Annotated in this window: 17 protein-coding genes; 10 read left to right on the top strand and 7 right to left on the bottom strand. The window is 60.8% G+C overall.

Features of this window, described 5'->3' with window-relative positions; all coding sequences use genetic code 11:
• The first annotated feature begins 16 nt into the window (after nt 1–16).
• Both purL and IEX53_RS05035 read left to right on the top strand, forming a co-directional pair.
• Nucleotides 17–2,230: a phosphoribosylformylglycinamidine synthase subunit PurL gene (gene purL, locus IEX53_RS05040; RefSeq protein WP_188822099.1), complete on the top strand. Its 2,214-nt coding sequence runs from the start codon at nt 17–19 to the stop codon at nt 2,228–2,230.
• A gap of 120 nt (nt 2,231–2,350) precedes the next feature.
• Nucleotides 2,351–2,584 carry a BolA/IbaG family iron-sulfur metabolism protein gene (locus IEX53_RS05035; RefSeq protein WP_188822097.1) on the top strand — a complete coding sequence of 78 codons (234 nt, stop codon included), beginning with the start codon at nt 2,351–2,353 and terminating at the stop codon, nt 2,582–2,584.
• 84 nt (nt 2,585–2,668) lie between these two features.
• Here IEX53_RS05035 and IEX53_RS05030 read toward each other — a convergent pair whose 3' ends face one another.
• Nucleotides 2,669–3,697 (bottom strand): alpha/beta hydrolase family protein, encoded by a 1,029-nt coding sequence (locus IEX53_RS05030; protein ID WP_188822095.1) that lies wholly within the window; start codon nt 3,695–3,697, stop codon nt 2,669–2,671.
• A 142-nt stretch (nt 3,698–3,839) separates the two neighbouring features.
• On the opposite strand from IEX53_RS05030, the gene IEX53_RS05025 reads away from it, so the two are divergent.
• The 3 genes from IEX53_RS05025 (at nt 3,840) to IEX53_RS05015 (ending at nt 6,779) form a co-directional block, all read left to right on the top strand.
• Nucleotides 3,840–4,865, top strand: coding sequence for a helix-turn-helix domain-containing protein (locus IEX53_RS05025; protein ID WP_188822093.1), 1,026 nt, complete (start codon nt 3,840–3,842; stop codon nt 4,863–4,865).
• 99 nt (nt 4,866–4,964) lie between these two features.
• Nucleotides 4,965–5,297, top strand: coding sequence for a Grx4 family monothiol glutaredoxin (grxD, locus tag IEX53_RS05020; protein WP_188822091.1), 333 nt, complete (start codon nt 4,965–4,967; stop codon nt 5,295–5,297).
• 222 nt (nt 5,298–5,519) lie between these two features.
• Nucleotides 5,520–6,779, top strand: a complete 1,260-nt coding sequence (locus IEX53_RS05015; RefSeq protein ID WP_268902572.1) for a multidrug effflux MFS transporter — start codon at nt 5,520–5,522, stop codon at nt 6,777–6,779.
• A 60-nt stretch (nt 6,780–6,839) separates the two neighbouring features.
• Here the strand turns inward: IEX53_RS05015 and ttcA are convergent, their stop codons facing one another.
• Nucleotides 6,840–7,688 carry a tRNA 2-thiocytidine(32) synthetase TtcA gene (gene ttcA / locus IEX53_RS05010; RefSeq protein WP_188822089.1) on the bottom strand — a complete coding sequence of 283 codons (849 nt, stop codon included), beginning with the start codon at nt 7,686–7,688 and terminating at the stop codon, nt 6,840–6,842.
• 75 nt (nt 7,689–7,763) lie between these two features.
• On the bottom strand, nt 7,764–8,381 hold the full coding sequence (rpsD, locus tag IEX53_RS05005) for a 30S ribosomal protein S4 (protein WP_188822087.1): 618 nt from the start codon (nt 8,379–8,381) through the stop codon (nt 7,764–7,766).
• A 308-nt stretch (nt 8,382–8,689) separates the two neighbouring features.
• On the opposite strand from rpsD, the gene IEX53_RS05000 reads away from it, so the two are divergent.
• Both IEX53_RS05000 and bspC read left to right on the top strand, forming a co-directional pair.
• On the top strand, nt 8,690–9,478 hold the full coding sequence (locus IEX53_RS05000; protein WP_236016044.1) for an extensin-like domain-containing protein: 789 nt from the start codon (nt 8,690–8,692) through the stop codon (nt 9,476–9,478).
• A gap of 75 nt (nt 9,479–9,553) precedes the next feature.
• Nucleotides 9,554–9,973, top strand: a complete 420-nt coding sequence (gene bspC / locus IEX53_RS04995; RefSeq protein WP_188822077.1) for a type IV secretion system effector BspC — start codon at nt 9,554–9,556, stop codon at nt 9,971–9,973.
• On the opposite strand, the gene IEX53_RS04990 is transcribed toward bspC, so the two are convergent.
• Nucleotides 9,970–10,380, bottom strand: a complete 411-nt coding sequence (locus tag IEX53_RS04990) for a winged helix-turn-helix transcriptional regulator (protein WP_188822075.1) — start codon at nt 10,378–10,380, stop codon at nt 9,970–9,972. The genes bspC and IEX53_RS04990 overlap by 4 nt on opposite strands.
• A 155-nt stretch (nt 10,381–10,535) precedes the next feature.
• Between IEX53_RS04990 and IEX53_RS04985 the strand changes: the two genes are divergently transcribed.
• Nucleotides 10,536–11,180, top strand: coding sequence for an NAD(P)-dependent oxidoreductase (locus IEX53_RS04985; RefSeq protein ID WP_188822073.1), 645 nt, complete (start codon nt 10,536–10,538; stop codon nt 11,178–11,180).
• Between the two features lie 227 nt (nt 11,181–11,407).
• On the opposite strand, the gene IEX53_RS04980 is transcribed toward IEX53_RS04985, so the two are convergent.
• Nucleotides 11,408–11,782 carry a hypothetical protein gene (locus IEX53_RS04980; protein ID WP_188822071.1) on the bottom strand — a complete coding sequence of 125 codons (375 nt, stop codon included), beginning with the start codon at nt 11,780–11,782 and terminating at the stop codon, nt 11,408–11,410.
• Nucleotides 11,783–11,983: 201 nt separating this feature from the next.
• On the opposite strand from IEX53_RS04980, the gene IEX53_RS04975 reads away from it, so the two are divergent.
• Nucleotides 11,984–13,015 carry an LLM class flavin-dependent oxidoreductase gene (locus IEX53_RS04975; RefSeq protein WP_188822069.1) on the top strand — a complete coding sequence of 344 codons (1,032 nt, stop codon included), beginning with the start codon at nt 11,984–11,986 and terminating at the stop codon, nt 13,013–13,015.
• On the opposite strand, the gene murI is transcribed toward IEX53_RS04975, so the two are convergent.
• Both murI and IEX53_RS04965 read right to left on the bottom strand, forming a co-directional pair.
• Entirely contained in the window at nt 13,012–13,845 is an 834-nt protein-coding gene (murI, locus tag IEX53_RS04970; protein ID WP_188822067.1) for a glutamate racemase, read from the bottom strand. The genes IEX53_RS04975 and murI overlap by 4 nt on opposite strands.
• The gene (locus tag IEX53_RS04965; RefSeq protein ID WP_188822065.1) at nt 13,842–14,681 is read right to left on the bottom strand and encodes an RNA methyltransferase; all 840 of its coding nucleotides are present in this window, start codon (nt 14,679–14,681) and stop codon (nt 13,842–13,844) included. Before IEX53_RS04965 ends, murI begins: the two co-directional genes overlap by 4 nt.
• A gap of 145 nt (nt 14,682–14,826) precedes the next feature.
• Here IEX53_RS04965 and IEX53_RS04960 point away from each other — a divergent pair, with 145 nt between their 5' ends.
• A complete protein-coding gene (locus IEX53_RS04960) occupies nt 14,827–16,041 on the top strand; it encodes an NADP-dependent isocitrate dehydrogenase (RefSeq protein ID WP_188822063.1) in 1,215 nt (404 codons plus the stop codon).
• The last annotated feature ends 60 nt before the right edge of the window (nt 16,042–16,101 follow it).

Below are 16,101 nucleotides of genomic sequence, written 5' to 3'. Positions count from 1 at the left end.
GAAGAACTCGGACAGAATGACCATTCGCAACGACATCGCCATCACGCCGGACCTGATCGCCGCCCATGGCCTGAAGCCGGATGAGTATCAGCGCATTCTCGACCTGATCGGCCGCGAGCCCACCTTCACGGAGCTGGGCATTTTCTCGGCCATGTGGAACGAGCATTGCTCCTATAAATCCTCCAAGAAATGGCTGCGCACGCTGCCCACATCGGGGCCGCAAGTTATCCAGGGGCCGGGCGAGAATGCCGGCGTCGTCGATATCGGCGACGGCGATTGCGTCGTCTTCAAGATGGAGAGCCACAACCACCCCTCCTATATCGAGCCCTATCAGGGCGCGGCGACCGGCGTCGGCGGCATCCTGCGCGACGTGTTCACCATGGGTGCGCGCCCCATCGCGGCGATGAACGCGCTGCGTTTCGGCGCGCCGAATCATCCGAAAACCAAGCATCTCATTTCGGGTGTGGTTTCCGGCATCGGTGGCTATGGCAATTCCTTCGGCGTGCCGACCGTCGGCGGCGAGGTGAATTTCGACAAGCGCTATAATGGCAATATCCTCGTCAATGCCTTTGCCGCCGGTCTCGCCAAGACCGATGCGATCTTCTACTCCAAGGCCGAAGGCGTCGGCCTGCCGGTCGTCTATCTTGGCGCCAAGACGGGCCGCGACGGCGTCGGCGGCGCGACCATGGCGTCCGCCGAATTCGACGAGTCCATCGAGGAGAAGCGCCCGACCGTGCAGGTCGGTGACCCCTTCACCGAAAAGTGCCTGCTCGAAGCCTGCCTTGAACTGATGGCGTCGGGCGCGGTCATCGCCATTCAGGACATGGGCGCGGCGGGCCTCACATGCTCGGCGGTGGAGATGGGCGCGAAGGGCGATCTCGGCATCGAGCTCAACCTCGATCATGTGCCGGTGCGCGAAGAGAACATGACCGCCTATGAAATGATGCTCTCCGAAAGTCAGGAGCGCATGCTGATGGTGCTGAAGCCGGAGAAGGAAAAGGAAGCCGAAGCCATCTTCCGCAAATGGGGCCTCGACTTCGCTATCGTCGGCAAAACTACGGACGATCTGCGCTTCCGCATCCTGCATCAGGGCGAGGTCGTCGCCAACCTGCCGATCAAGGAACTGGGCGACGAAGCGCCGGAATATGACCGTCCGTGGAAGGAGCCGGGCCGCCATGCGCCGCTTAGCCCCGAGAGCGTACCCGAGGTTACGGATTACGCTGCCGCGCTGCTCAAGCTCATCGGCTCGCCCGATCTCTCCTCGCGCCGCTGGGTCTATGAGCAATATGACACGCTGATCCAGGGCAACTCCCTGCAAATCCCCGGCGGCGATGCCGGTGTGGTGCGTGTCGAGGGTCATGAGACTAAGGCCCTCGCCTTTTCCTCCGACGTGACGCCGCGCTATGTCGAGGCCGATCCGTTCGAGGGCGGCAAGCAGGCCGTTGCGGAGTGCTGGCGCAACTTGACCGCCGTCGGCGCGGAGCCGCTCGCGGCTACCGACAACCTCAATTTCGGCAATCCTGAGAAGCCTGAGATCATGGGCCAGCTGGTCAAGGCCATCGGCGGTATCGGCGAAGCCTGCCGCGCCCTCGCCTTCCCCATCGTCTCGGGCAATGTCTCGCTCTATAACGAGACGAATGGCGAGGCGATCCTCCCCACCCCGACCATTGCCGGCGTCGGTCTTATTCCCGACTGGAGCAAGATGGCCCGCATCGGCGGAATGGAGGAAGGCGACGTGCTTGTGCTGCTCGGCGGCGACGGTACGCATCTGGGCCAATCCGTCTACCTCCGCGATCTCCACGACCGCGCCGATGGCCCGCCACCGCCGGTGGATCTCGGCATCGAGAAGCGCTATGGCGATTTCGTCCGCTCGGCCATCCGCAACGGCCAGATGACCGCCTGCCACGATCTCTCCGATGGCGGCCTTGCGATCGCGCTCGCTGAGATGTGCATCAAGTCCGGCAAGGGCGCGACGGTCAATATCGGCGAAGGCCCGCGCCATGCGCTCCTCTTCGGCGAGGATCAGGCCCGTTACCTCGTCGCCGCCAAGCCCGACATGGCGCGGCTCATCACGCTCAATGCTGAAGGCGCGGGCGTACCCTTCCGTACGCTGGGCACTGTCGGCGGCGCAGCGCTTGCGGTCGAAGGCGTACTCAGCGTTACGGTCGAGGCGCTGACGCAGGCTTATGAAGGCTGGTTCCCGGCCTATATGAGCGGCGCGGCGGAATAGCACCAAAGACACGGATTGACGCTACCGGCCATCCTCTCCATATCATGGTGAGGATGGCATTCCGCGACTCGAAGACGATAATCAAATGCGGGATCGACCGCCTGCATGGGGAGACGACATATGGCAATGGACGCACGCGACATTCAAAAAATGATCGAGGAAGCGATTCCGGATGCAAAGGTGACGATCCGTGACCTCGCCGGCGATGGCGACCACTATGCCGCCGAGGTCGTTGCCGAGAGCTTCCGTGGCAAATCCCGCGTCCAGCAGCACCAGATGGTCTATGACGCCCTCAAGGGCAATATGGGCGGCGTGCTGCATGCATTGGCGTTGCAGACGAGCGCGCCGGAGTAGGTGACGCTCCATTTTTGTGGATGTTAGCTGAAACGCCGCTGTCCAGCCAACATTTCCGTCCACATCAGCGCCGCTATAGTCAGTTCACTTCAGCGCCCGGCTAAAGGCGGCGACGGTCATATCGATCAGCCGCGCGTGAATTTCGCTCCGCACGCCACCGCCATCCGAACAAATCGGATCGCCGATCTTTTCCGATTCCGCCAGTTCCGCCGCACCGGGCTTACATTCCGCAAACATGCTGAAATGGCTCGCATGCGCTATTGTGGCATAGGCGGCGTGTGGAATGATCGTTGCGATTTTCGAAGCATCCAGGGTTTCAGGGATATTTCCCGGCTGGCCGAGATTGATGATTTCCACGGGAATAGAAATCTGCGCAAAGCTTTTAGCCTCAAACACGTCAATCGGTGCCGGATCAACGGCCATGGCGAACCTGATGCGCTTATCTCGATAATCGCGACCGGCAGCGCTCATATCCATGGCGTGCAGATCGACACCGCTCTGCCTGACCCAATCGCAAAGCGACGGATTAAGCGCGTCCGTATCGCAATAGCCAGCCAGACGCTTCGGATTCATTCGTGCGCCAGCCACAGAGAGAGCCGTGCCGCCACCCATGGAAAGCCCGAGCACACCTACCTTACCGCGCTTGAGATGCCCTTTGAAAAGGGCGTTTTTCTCCATTGCACTCAACGCATCGCTGATGTCCGAAGGCCGCAGCCAGAGCTTCATCGTCTCCGCTGCCGACCGGTTCGGGCCGGTATTGCCGGGATGGGTTGGAGCCGCCACGACAAAGCCATGACGGGCCAAAGGTGCCGCGATCCAGCTCAGCGCCTGCGCGTTTCCCGACAGGCCCGCACCGTGGGAGAGCAATATCAAGGGAAACTTCCCCTTGGCTATCGGCGCATCACGCATGGCGGGCGTTCCGAAGAAGAACGCATTACCGCCGAGCATGACCGGCTCACCGCCCTGACCCGCTGGATACCAAACGGTGACATCGAGATCGATACCTCGCGCCGTGGATGGAGCTCTAATCTGCTGCACACCTACGGCTTCCGCATGACAAGGGACGGCTGCAGCGCAAAGCAGCGCGACGAAAGAGAGAATGTGAAAAAGCATGAAGGGGTACCTCACCCGAATTGACAGCGGCTCGACCGTAGTCGCAATTGTGCTCAGGCGCGTCCTCGATCATGATCAAGGTCGCCTTTAATCGCGATCCGGGCCATTATGGATTGGTCAAACATCAGTCCGTAGCGTTGCCGTGATCTTCATTCCCCTTCCCTTCGCCGTCGCCATGCTGCTTGCGGTCCTGCTCGTCTCGCTGCTGCGTAACCACGGTTACGCCGGGGGCAATCGGCCGTTTCTGGCGCTGGTCGCGCTATGCGCCGTGCAGTCGATCATCGTCGGCTTGCGCTGGGGTTATGACATCAGGGAACTGCGTTATGTGCTGCCCGTGGTGGCCGGCTGCGTTCCGCCATTGGTGCTGGCCAGCTTTCGCAGCCTCATTCACCGGGACAAAAATTCCATACAATGGCTCTCCCTGGTCGCGCCGCCGGTGGGCATCGTCTTATTGTTGCTGCTCGCGCCGGAATGGATCGACGCGGCGCTGATCGCGCTTTTCATCGGATATGCGCTGGCGATCCTGAACCTTGGCCGCACGGGACCTGATAGCCTCGACGAGGCGCGGCTCGAAGGGGCCGTCGCCGCGCACCGCGCGCTTGTCCTCGCCGCCGCGTCGCTTTGCCTGTCGGCCTTGTTCGATCTGGCGATCTTCCTTGATTTCGAATGGAGCAAGGGCAGGAATGCCGCGCTGCTGGTGGGGAACGCCAATTTGTTCTGGCTGCTTCTGCTCGGTGTCACGGCGATCATCGCCGCGCGGGCCAAGGCCGTGCCTGTCGCGGAGCCGGAAGACAAAGCGGCCATTGCGGCGCAAGATCAGGACGTGCTCGACCGCGTCGACCGGCTGATGACCGAGCAAAAGCTGTTTCGCGACGAGAACCTGACCCTTTCGCGGCTGGCGCGGCGCGCGGGCGTTCCGGCGCGGGCGATCTCGGGCGCGGTCAACCGGCGCAAGGGCCGCAACGTATCGCAATATATCAACGACTTCCGAATCGCCGAGGCCTGCCGGTTGCTCGGGCAGACGGACATGCCGGTGACATCGGCGATGTTGGAGGCAGGTTTCCAGACCAAATCCAACTTCAACCGGGAATTCAGGCGCGTCACCTCTCTCAGCCCGGCGGCCTGGCGCGAGCAAAACCGGCAAAGGACGGCTCCCCTGTCAGGATAATCGCTTTCGTCGCATTGCACCGCGGCGCGTCCTGCAATAAATATAAGCAAGCCATACTTACTTGCCGGGCTCTTCCCCGGCGCGGAAAGGAAGATCCCCATGAGCGGCATCAACGAATTGATCGACAGCGAAGTCAAGAACAACGACGTCGTGCTTTTCATGAAGGGCACGCCCGGCTTCCCGCAATGCGGTTTTTCCGGACAGGTCGTTCAGATCCTCGACTATATCGGCGTCGATTACAAAGGCATCAACGTGCTTTCCTCGGACGAACTGCGTCAGGGCATCAAGGAATATTCCAACTGGCCGACCATCCCGCAGCTTTATGTGAAGGGTGAGTTCATCGGCGGCTGCGATATCATACGCGAGATGTTCCAGGCGGGCGAGTTGCAGGAACTTTTCACCGGCAAGGGCATTGCCACCAAGGCAGCTTGACCGGCCATTGAATTTCCATTTCCGGAAATTACCGAGGCGCCGGCAACCCGGCGCCTTTCGCGTTGTTTGATTCATTACGCTTGAACGGGATGCTGCCGGACTGAAGCAGGCATCCTGCTTCCCAAGCGCTTGTTTTCGTCGCATGACCCCATCCGAACTGTCTGCCGTTTTGCCGGCGCGACGTTGGATTCCGGATCATGCACCAGCGGATCATGAGGCCCGATTTTGCAAACGACACAATTGGAACGACCGAGGAAACAGCTCGGACGAGTGGAATTCATCGCGCTCATCGCCGCATTGATGGCGATCAACGCGCTTGCCATCGACATCATGCTGCCAGGGTTGCAGGAGATCGGCGCCAGCCTGGGCGTCACCTCGGAAAATCACCGGCAATATGTCATATCCGCCTATTTCCTGGGCTTCGGCGTCTGCCAGCTCGCCTATGGCCCGCTCAGTGACCGCTTCGGCCGCCGTCCGCCTCTACTCTTCGGCCTTGCCATCTATATCGCATCGGCGGTCGGGGCCGCGCTAGCGGATAGCTTTGCCGCCCTGCTCGCCTTCCGTGTGCTGCAAGGTGTGGGCGCGGCCGCCACGCGGGTTATTGCCGTCTCCATCGTGCGCGATACTTTCGGCGGACGTCAGATGGCCGAGGTCATGTCGCTCGTCATGATGGTGTTCATGATCCTGCCGGTCATCGCGCCGGCCACCGGGCAGATGATCATGCTCTTCGGCGAGTGGCACCTTATTTTCGCTTCCATGGCCGTCATGGCGCTCGTGGTCATGCTATGGACCTTCTTTCGCCTTCCCGAGACGCTGCATCCGGGAGATCGCCGCCCCTTCACGATAAGCTCGATCGTCAACGGCTTCGGCATCGTGATCAGCAATCGCGTGGCGTTCTGCTACACGCTCGCCAGTTCCTTCCTTCTCGGCTCGCTCTTCGGCTTCATCAATTCGGCGCAGCAGATCTACGTCGAGATCTACGAACTGGGTAAGTGGTTCCCGCTCGCCTTCGCCGGCGTGGCGGGCGCGATGGCGGTGTCTTCCTTCCTCAATTCGCGGCTGGTTGGGCGCTACGGGATGCGCCGGATCTCGCACGCCATGCTCATCGTCTTCACCCTGGTCAGCATGATCTGGCTGGTGCTGTCGCTGCGCGGGCCGGTTCCCTTCCCGCTCTTCATCGCGATGTTCGCCACTGTCATGTTCTGCTTCGGCTCCATCGGCGCGAATTTCAATTCGCTCGCAATGGAGCCGCTCGGCAGCGTAGCGGGGACGGCGTCATCGGTGCTGGGTTTTACCCAGACGCTGATCGGCGCGACGATCGGCGCCATTATCGGCCAAATCTTCAACGGCACCACGACCCCCATCGCCGCCGGCTATTTCGTGCTTGGCGTCATCGCCATGATCTTCGTGCTCGCCGCCGAACGCGGAAAACTGTTCCAGCCGCATAATGCGCCGGTGGAGCATGTGGTGCATATGGATTGAGGGAATAAGGGAATAAGGCAGTAGGGAAGATGAAGAAAACCTATTCCCTTACTCCCTTATCTATTGCCCTAACCCGGCAAAATCGAACAGCTGCCGATCCAGCAAATGGCTCGGCCGCACATGGGCGAGCGCGCGGATCATGGTTTCCTTGCGGCCCGGCATGCGCTTTTCGATATCGGCAAGCATCGCTTTCATCGCGTTGCGTTGCAGGCCATCCTGACTCCCGCAGAGATCGCAGGGGATGATGGGAAACTGCATTGCGGCGGCGAATTTCTCCATATCCTCTTCCGCAACGAAGCTGAGCGGGCGCAGCACCATCACGTCGCCTTCATCGTTGAGAAGCTTCGGCGGCATCGCCGCGAGCCTGCCGCCGTGGAAGAGGTTCATGAAGAAGGTTTCGAGAATATCCTCGCGGTGATGGCCCAGCACCAGCGCCGAGCACCCCTCCTCCCGCGCGATGCGATAGAGATTGCCGCGCCGCAGGCGGGAACAGAGCGAGCAATAGGTCTGATTCTCCGGCACCTTCTCCGTCACCACCGAATAGGTATCCTGATATTCGATGCGATGCGGAATGCCGTGGCGCGTGAGAAACTCCGGCAGCACATGCTTGGGAAAATTCGGCTGTCCCTGATCGAGATTGCAGGCGAGAAGCTCCACGGGAAGCAGCCCGCGCCATTTCAGATCGAGCAGCAGCGCCAGCAGCCCATAGGAATCCTTGCCGCCCGAAAGCCCGATCAGCCAGCGCTCACCGGGCTTGACCATGGCGAAATCCTCCAGCGCCTGCCGCGTCTGCCGCAACAGCCGCTTGCGCAGCTTGTTGAACGCCACGCTCGACGGCACATCGCGGAAAAGCGGATGATAGCTGCCGGTGTCGGTTTCTGACAGGAGATCGGGGTCGTGAATGGTCATTTCCGTCGCTCATTGGTCAAACAAAAAAGCCGCCCGGGAATCCCCGAGCGGCTCTCTTGTAAACGGTCCGAAGACTTAGCGCGAATAGAATTCGACGACCAGGTTCGGCTCCATGTGCACCGCATAGGGCACATCGGAGAAGGCCGGAACGCGGGCGAACTTCGCGGTCATCTTGTTATGGTCGACCTCGATATACTCAGGCACGTCGCGCTCGGCGAGCTGCGTGGCTTCGAGGACGATGACGAGCTGCTTCGACTTCTCGCGCACTTCGATCACGTCGCCCGGCTTGCAGCGGTAGGACTGGATGTTCACGCGGCGGCCATTGACGTTGACATGGCCGTGGTTGACGAACTGGCGCGCGGCGAAGATCGTCGGTACGAACTTGGCGCGGTAGACGATGGCGTCGAGGCGCGATTCCAGGATGCCGATCAGGGTCTCGCCCGTGTCGCCCTTGCGGCGGGAGGCTTCCTCATAGACCTTGCGGAACTGCTTCTCGGAGATATCGCCGTAATAGCCCTTGAGCTTCTGCTTGGCGCGCAGCTGGATGCCGAAGTCCGACAGCTTGCCCTTGCGGCGCTGGCCGTGCTGGCCCGGACCATATTCACGGCGGTTGACTGGGGACTTCGGGCGGCCCCAGATGTTTTCGCCAAGACGGCGGTCGATCTTGTATTTTGCGGATTCGCGCTTGCTCATCGCATTTCCCTTTAAACGAAAGCAATCGAAGCCCTTGTGAGCTCCGATCAAGGAAACGCGCCCTCCTCTGCCCTCTGTTTTTGAGGACTGACAGGATAGCGCGCGCACGCTTTGCGGCAGCCATCCACGGGACACGTCAATGAAACGCCAGAACCTGAAAGGCCCTCGCGCTGGTGGGTTTCTAGGCAGGCGGAAGGCAGATGTCAAGCCGGAAGGCCGATTGCCTTACGCATTGTCACCAAGCGTGACGTGCCAAAATGCAGCACCGTGGCAATATTGAACAAATTGAAACAGGAGAGAGACCGCCCATGACCGATTTCCTCCGATTGCCCCTCGCCTTCACCGCGGCATTCTGCCTGTTCACTCCCCCTGCCCTCGCCGGTCCTATTCCGGTTCCCCAGACGAGGTCGGGAACGGAAGGAGAAACCCGCCAGAAAAAGGAGCCGGCGCCCGCGCCGCAGGAAAAGCCGCCCGCGCCTCCTAACCCGGAGAAACCCAGTGACACGCCGCCACCGGACGACAAAGCCGCCAAGAAGGAAGAACGCGTCTACCAAACCGCCTGCCCGGCGCTGATGAAGGGTGAAGTGCAGGGCAAGATCGTCGCGCCGCTTTCGGATGGCATATGCGGTGAACAATCGCCGCTGTCGCTAACCGCCATCGGCAAGGACAATCCGCTGCGATTCACCGCGCCCGTCACCACCAATTGCGCCATGGCCGCCACGCTGGCGGAATGGGCGGGGCATGTGCGCGCGGCGGCGCTCAAGTCCTTCAACGCCGAGATCGAGACCGTCAGCACTGGATCGGACTACCAGTGCCGCAAGGTGAATAACGGCTCCGCGGGCCGCACATCCGAGCACGCCTTCGCCAATGCGCTGGATATCATGTCGTTCCGCTTGAAGAATGGCCGGGCAACGGAACTTGCCACCGGCTGGGATGGCGATCCGCAGGAAAAAGAATTCTGGCGCGCCGTCCACAAGGCGAGTTGCGGCCTGTTCATGACCGTCATCGGCCCCGATGGCGATGCGGCGCACAAAACCAACCTCCATCTCGATCAGGGTTGTCACGGCAGCAATTGCACTTCACGAATCTGTCAGTGATCGACTGACCTGTTCATGATAATATGTATTTCTGAGATAGAGTTGCTCAGATTTCTCGATACGAGGAGTAAAGCAATGAAATGCAATAAAATGCTTTTGTTGGCAGCCGCTACGCTCATTGCCGTCGCATGCACCGCTTACGCGGAAGCTCCGCCGAAAAGATCGAGAGATTTTCAGGGCAACTACCAGACGCTGGTGAAGGATCAGCACGCCTCGCCGCAGGTGGCAAGTTGCATCGCTACTGGCCATGACCTCGTCAAGAAGAATAAGCGGTTTGATCGTCTCGGCTTTACCGAGGAAGATATCGCCAAGGCTAGGACAAACCGTAAAGCAGGAAAATTCAGCGGTGACGACCCGACGAAGGTTTCCGCCGTCATTTCCATTACGGGCGAGGCGCGGCCACGCATTGGCGGGATAAATTGGGCGCCGATTACGCTGCGCTGCGGTATCGTCAGGGGCAAGATCAAGGCAATCGAAATCGGTACAGCGAGCTAATTCTCCGCATCGAATGCGGCCCGCGCCGCGCGCAAGGCGGCACGGTGCTGAGCAGCCCAGCGGCCGAGCACATCTATCGGCCCGGCGAGCGACGCCCCCAGCTCAGTCAGGGAATATTCGACTTCCGGCGGTGAAACCGGCTTCACCCGCCGCGCCACCAGCCCGTCGCGCTCGAGTGAGCGGAGCGTCACCGTCAGCATACGCTGCGATATGCCCTCGATGGAGCGGCGCAGCGCGTTGAAGCGCATCGCCCCCTGCTGCAGATTGAAGATCACCAGAATGCTCCACGTATCGCCCACCCGGTCCAGCACCTCGCGGATCGGGCAGCCACCGTCGTCATCCTGCGCAAAGCCCGGCGATGTAACGAGGAGCGGCGCGGCATCCCCCGGTTTCTGCGAAATCGTCATGCGGCCTCCATCGGCTTGGCGGCGCGGTTACGCCCATGTGCCCTGAATAGAAAAAAGTGCGTTCTTCACGAAGCGCTTTCGCTCCGCTAGGTAGTTACCATCGATAACCTGAATACGCAAAATACCTTTGCGGCACAGCGAAAGGACCATTCATCATGGCTAAAATCGCCCTCATCGGCGCCACCGGTTTCGTCGGCGCGGAAATCTTGAAAGAAGCAGTTGCACGCGGCCATTCCGTCACCGCGCTCGTTCGCAATCCGGAAAAAGTTGCGGACCTCAACAACGTCACCGCCGTCAAGGCCGATATTTTCGACACCGACGCACTCGTGAAAATGCTTGCCGGATATGACCTCATCATCTCCGCCTATAATCCCGGCTGGAGCGACCCGGAAATCCGCAAGACCCATATCGAAGGCAGCCGCGCCATCAATGCGGCGGCGAAGCAGGCGGGCGTGAAACGGCTCATCGTCGTCGGCGGCGCGGGCAGCCTCGAAATCGCGCCCGGCCAGCAACTGGTCGACACGCCGGAGTTTCCCGCCGAATGGAAGGAAGGCGCGCTCGGCGCCCGCGATGCATTGAACGAACTGCGCGCTGAAACCGAGCTCGACTGGACCTTCGTGTCTCCCGCCATCCATCTGGAACCAGGCGCGCGTACCGGCCAATATCGCCTCGGCCTCGACCAACCGGTCTTCGATCAGAGCGGCGCGAGCCGCATCTCCACCGCCGACCTCGCCGTCGCGATCCTCGACGAGGCAGAAGAAGGCAAGCATATCCAGAAGCGCTTTACGGCAGCCTACTGAGGCTGATGCCGGATGAAGCACGAATTCATCCGGCTTTTTCTGCGTGTTCACTCCGGGCACATGTCAGGCGTACCCAAGGGAAACCGAAGGCAGCGCATTGCGATCGATCCTGCTCGAGTTGCTGTTCCGGCGTGATGGCGACGCGGCTCGGGAGCGCAAACACCGCAACGAAAAATATCGAAGCGAAATTTCAACATTGCACAGCGCTCCCTATGCAGCGCCATCCGTCATTTCATTCGGCAGTTTTTCCCATACCAGCCACCCGCCACGATATCGAGACCGGCGCCCTCGCTGGCAGCGTTACAAATGGGGTAGCGTTCATCGCCGGAGCGCTGGATGGCAAGATCATGAACGCGATCCTGCGAGGGCCCGCCGCCATAGGCGGCAGCATCGGCGATATCCCGGGCAGTCTTCCTCCATTGACGCTGATTGTCGAGATTCATCATGCAATTTGCGAAACTTGGGCTATTCCATGCATAACCATACTCGGCACAGCGATCGCGGTCTCGCGCGAGCCGCTCCGCGCGCTCCTCTTCAACCGTCATACAACCTGAAAGCATAAACGATACAGCCAGAAGCATAAATATCGATTCTCGCGCCATAATACTTCTCCGTTGTTAGTATAATCAAGTATGTTTATTAACATTGCTAAATTGATAACGAGGGAACTAATGCATCCAGCATGAGCACCGGTCGGTATCCTTGATGTAACCTACCCACCAAAAGGTGCGTCCTTAACAAGCAACGGATTGCCGCTTATTGCTGCCGGGGACAACTCTGCACCCGAAAGGCTTCGAAGGTCCATGGAACTCGGCATCTACACATTCGCAGATATGGGAACGGACCCGAAGACGGGACGCCCGCTTCTTCCTGCCGAAAGGATCAAGAACCTAATCGAAGAAATCGAACTGGCAGATCAGGTGGGGCTTGATGTCTTCGGCGTGGGCGAGCATCATCGCCCGGAATACGCCGCCTCGGCGCCGGCCGTGGTGCTGGCGGGAGCCGCGACGCGCACGAAGAATATTCGTCTGACCAGCGCCGTGACCGTGCTATCCTCGGACGATCCGATCCGCGTGTTCCAGAGTTTTTCGACGCTCGACCTTCTTTCCGGTGGGCGGGCCGAAATCATGGTCGGGCGCGGCTCCTTCATCGAGTCCTATCCGCTGTTCGGTTATGATTTGAACGATTACGACGAACTCTTCACCGAAAAGCTCGATCTCCTGCTCGCCATCCGCGCCAATGAGCGCGTCACATGGTCGGGTAAACTTCGCGCGCCGATCAACGATCGCGGCGTCTATCCGCGCCCGTTGCAGGAGCCGCTGCCGGTATGGATCGCAGTTGGCGGCACGCCGCAATCGGTGGCGCGCGCCGGATGGCTCGGCCTGCCGCTCGCCATCGCCATAATTGGCGGCGAGCCGCAGCGCTTCGCGCCCCTGGTCGATCTCTACCGTGAGGCGGGAGCCAAAGCCGGACACGCGCCCGAAACGCTGCGCGTCGGCATCAACTCGCATGGCTTTATCGCCGAAGATTCACAGACGGCGGCGGACGAGTTCTACCCGCCCTATGCCGAAGTGATGACGCAGCTTGGGCGGGAGCGTGGCTGGGGACCGACGACCCGCGCCCATTTCGACGCCATGCGCAGCCCGAACGGCTCGCTTCTCGTAGGCAGCCCGCAGGAAGTGATCGACAAGATCCTGCTCGAACATTCCTATTTCAAGCACGACCGCTTCATGATGCAGGCAGGCCTCGGCCATCTGCCGCACGACAAAATGATGAAAACCATCGAGCTATTCGGCACGCGCGTGGCGCCGGAAGTGAGGAAGGCACTGCGTTAGGCAATGTCGAGCGCCAGCCCAAATCCCTGCATCAGCCTTCGTGTCGAAAAATCCGGCTGACCGGAGGTGAAGACGGCAATATCGTCGCCATGTTCGGGCTCCGTGCCGCCGGTGGAGATGAGCGAATGGGCGCGGCGGGCGATGGCTTCCGCCGGGTCGAGCCAATCCACCGGCCAGGGCGCGAGCCGCCGGAAGACATTGGCCAGGAACGGATAATGGGTGCAGGCGAGCACGATGATATCCGTTCGCTTGCCGTCCTGCTCGATGAAGCAAGGAGCGATTTCGGCGCGCACGGCGTCGTCGGCCACCGCCTCGCCCCTGATATGCGCCTCGGCCATGCGAGCGAGGTTCTGGCTTCCCACCAGCCGCACATCGCATTGTGTCGCGAAGGACTGGATAAGATCGCGCGTATAGGCGCGCTTGACGGTGCCGGGCGTCGCCAGCACCGAGACGAGGCCGGACCGCGTGCGCTCCGCAGCAGGCTTGATCGCAGGTACGGTGCCGACAAAGGGCGTTTGCGGATAGGCGCGGCGCAAGTCCTCCAGCACCAGCGTCGAGGCGGTGTTGCAGGCGATGATTGCGATTTCCGGGTCGTGCCGGGCGAGAAGATCGCCAAAAAGCGCGACGATGCGGGCCCTTAGCGCCTCCTCTTCCCAGCCGCCATAGGGGAACCCGGCATCATCGGCGACATAAACGAAGCGGCGCTCCGGCATCAGCACCCGCGCCTCGCGTAAAACCGTCAGCCCGCCGATCCCGCTGTCGAACACCAGAATGGGCCGGTCCGGCACCACATCGTCGGCAATTCGGGCTGTCGGCTCGACAAGGGTCATTCCTCTTTGTCCTTTTCGCCTTTCAAGGATTTCGGCTTTTCCCGGCCTTCCGGCGCGCCGGAGCCGCGCGGTTTCTTGCGCGTGAAATAGTCGAGCGAGGTGAGAACGCCGCGCAGCAGCTTCACCTCGGCCTCGGCGAAGCCGGCGCGGGTCAGCACGGAGCGCAGATTATGCACCATGATCTCCTTGCGCGCGGCGGGGCGGAAATAGCCGCGCACATCAAGAGCTTCCTCCAGATGATTGAAGAAACCGTGAAGCGTTTCCTTGCGCGCCGGCTCCAATTCCGGCCCGCGGAAGTTGGTATCGGTCTCGTTCTCAAGCCCCGATTTCATCCATTCATAGGACATGAGCAGCACTGCCTGCGCGATGTTGAGCGAGGCGAAGGCGGGGTTCACCGGAAAGGTCACCAGTTCGTCGGCGAGACTCACTTCCTCATTGCTGAGCCCGAAGCGCTCGCGCCCGAAGAGAATGCCCGTCTTCTCTGCCGCCGTAAAACGCTGGCGCAGCGCCCTGCCCGCCTCCACCGGCCCGCGCACCGGCTTGAACCCGTCGCGCTCGCGCGCCGTGGTGGCAAAGACGAAATTCAAATCCTCGATGGCCGAAGGCAGGTCGGCATAGACCTTCGCCCCGTCGATGACGTGATCGGCCTTGCTCGCCGCCGCCCTCGCCTTCTCGCTGGGAAACTCCTCGCGCGGGTTGACGAGGCGCAGTTCAGAAAGCCCGAAATTCGCCATGGCGCGCGCCACCATGCCGATATTTTCCGGCAGTTGCGGCTCGACCAGAATGATGGCGGGGCCTTCGGCGATAAAGGGGCGATGTCTGTCCGTTCCGGCCATGGCAGTCTCATGCGATTGAAAAACGTCGCACTCACTCGCACAGCCCGATCAAAAACTCAAATCGCGGCTCGCGCCCGCATAATACTTTGCTCCGAGGCAAGCCGGTGCTATAGGGGCGCGACCCATCAAAAAAGAGGCTTTTTCAATGGCGAAGATCAAGGTTGCGAACCCGGTTGTCGAGCTTGACGGCGACGAGATGACCCGCATCATCTGGCAGTTCATCAAGGACAAGCTCATCCACCCCTATCTCGATATCGACCTGAAATATTATGATCTTTCTGTCGAGAATCGCGATGCCACCAATGATCAGGTCACCATCGACGCCGCCAATGCGATCAAGGAATATGGCGTCGGCGTCAAATGCGCGACCATCACGCCGGACGAGGCCCGCGTCGAGGAATTCAAGCTCAAGAAGATGTGGAAATCGCCCAACGGCACCATCCGCAACATTCTGGGCGGCGTGATCTTCCGTGAGCCGATCATCTGCAAGAACGTGCCGCGCCTCGTGCCGGGCTGGACGCAGCCGATCATCGTCGGTCGCCACGCTTTCGGCGACCAGTATCGCGCGACCGACTTCAAGTTCCCCGGCAAGGGCACGCTCACGATCAAGTTCGTCGGCGACGACGGCGAGGTGATCGAGCATGAGGTCTATCAGGCGCCAGGCGCCGGCGTCGCGCTCGCCATGTATAATCTCGACGAGTCGATCAAGGAATTCGCTCGCGCCTCGCTCAACTACGGCCTGCAGCGCGGCTATCCGGTCTATCTCTCGACCAAGAATACCATTCTCAAGGCCTATGACGGCCGCTTCAAGGATATTTTCCAGGAGATCTACGATGCGGAATTCAAGGACGAGTTCGAGAAGAAGAAGATCTGGTACGAGCATCGCCTGATCGACGACATGGTCGCCTCGGCGCTGAAATGGTCCGGCGGCTATGTCTGGGCCTGCAAGAACTATGACGGCGACGTGCAGTCCGACATCGTGGCGCAGGGCTTCGGCTCGCTCGGCCTGATGACCTCGGTGCTGATGACGCCTGATGGCAAGACGGTGGAAGCGGAAGCCGCGCACGGCACCGTCACCCGCCACTACCGCCAGCACCAGAAGGGCCAGGAAACCTCGACCAACTCCATCGCCTCGATCTTCGCCTGGACGCGCGGCCTCGCCCATCGCGCCAAGCTGGACGACAATGCGGAGCTCAAGCACTTCGCCGAGACGCTTGAGAAGGTCTGCGTCGATACGGTCGAAGCCGGTTACATGACCAAGGATCTGGCGCTGCTGATCGGCCCGGACCAGCCCTGGCTCTCGACCACCGGCTTCCTCGACAAGATCGACGAGAACCTCAAGAATGCGATGGCTGCTTAAATAATAAGCGCCGACGCTATTTCCCTCCCCCTTGGGGGGAGGGTGGCCCGAAGGGTCGGG

The sequence above is a fragment of the Paramesorhizobium endophyticum genome (genome assembly GCF_014640615.1).
GTDB classification, from domain to species: Bacteria; Pseudomonadota; Alphaproteobacteria; order Rhizobiales; family Rhizobiaceae; genus Paramesorhizobium; species Paramesorhizobium endophyticum.
This window is presented reverse-complemented; position numbering and strand designations above follow the sequence as displayed.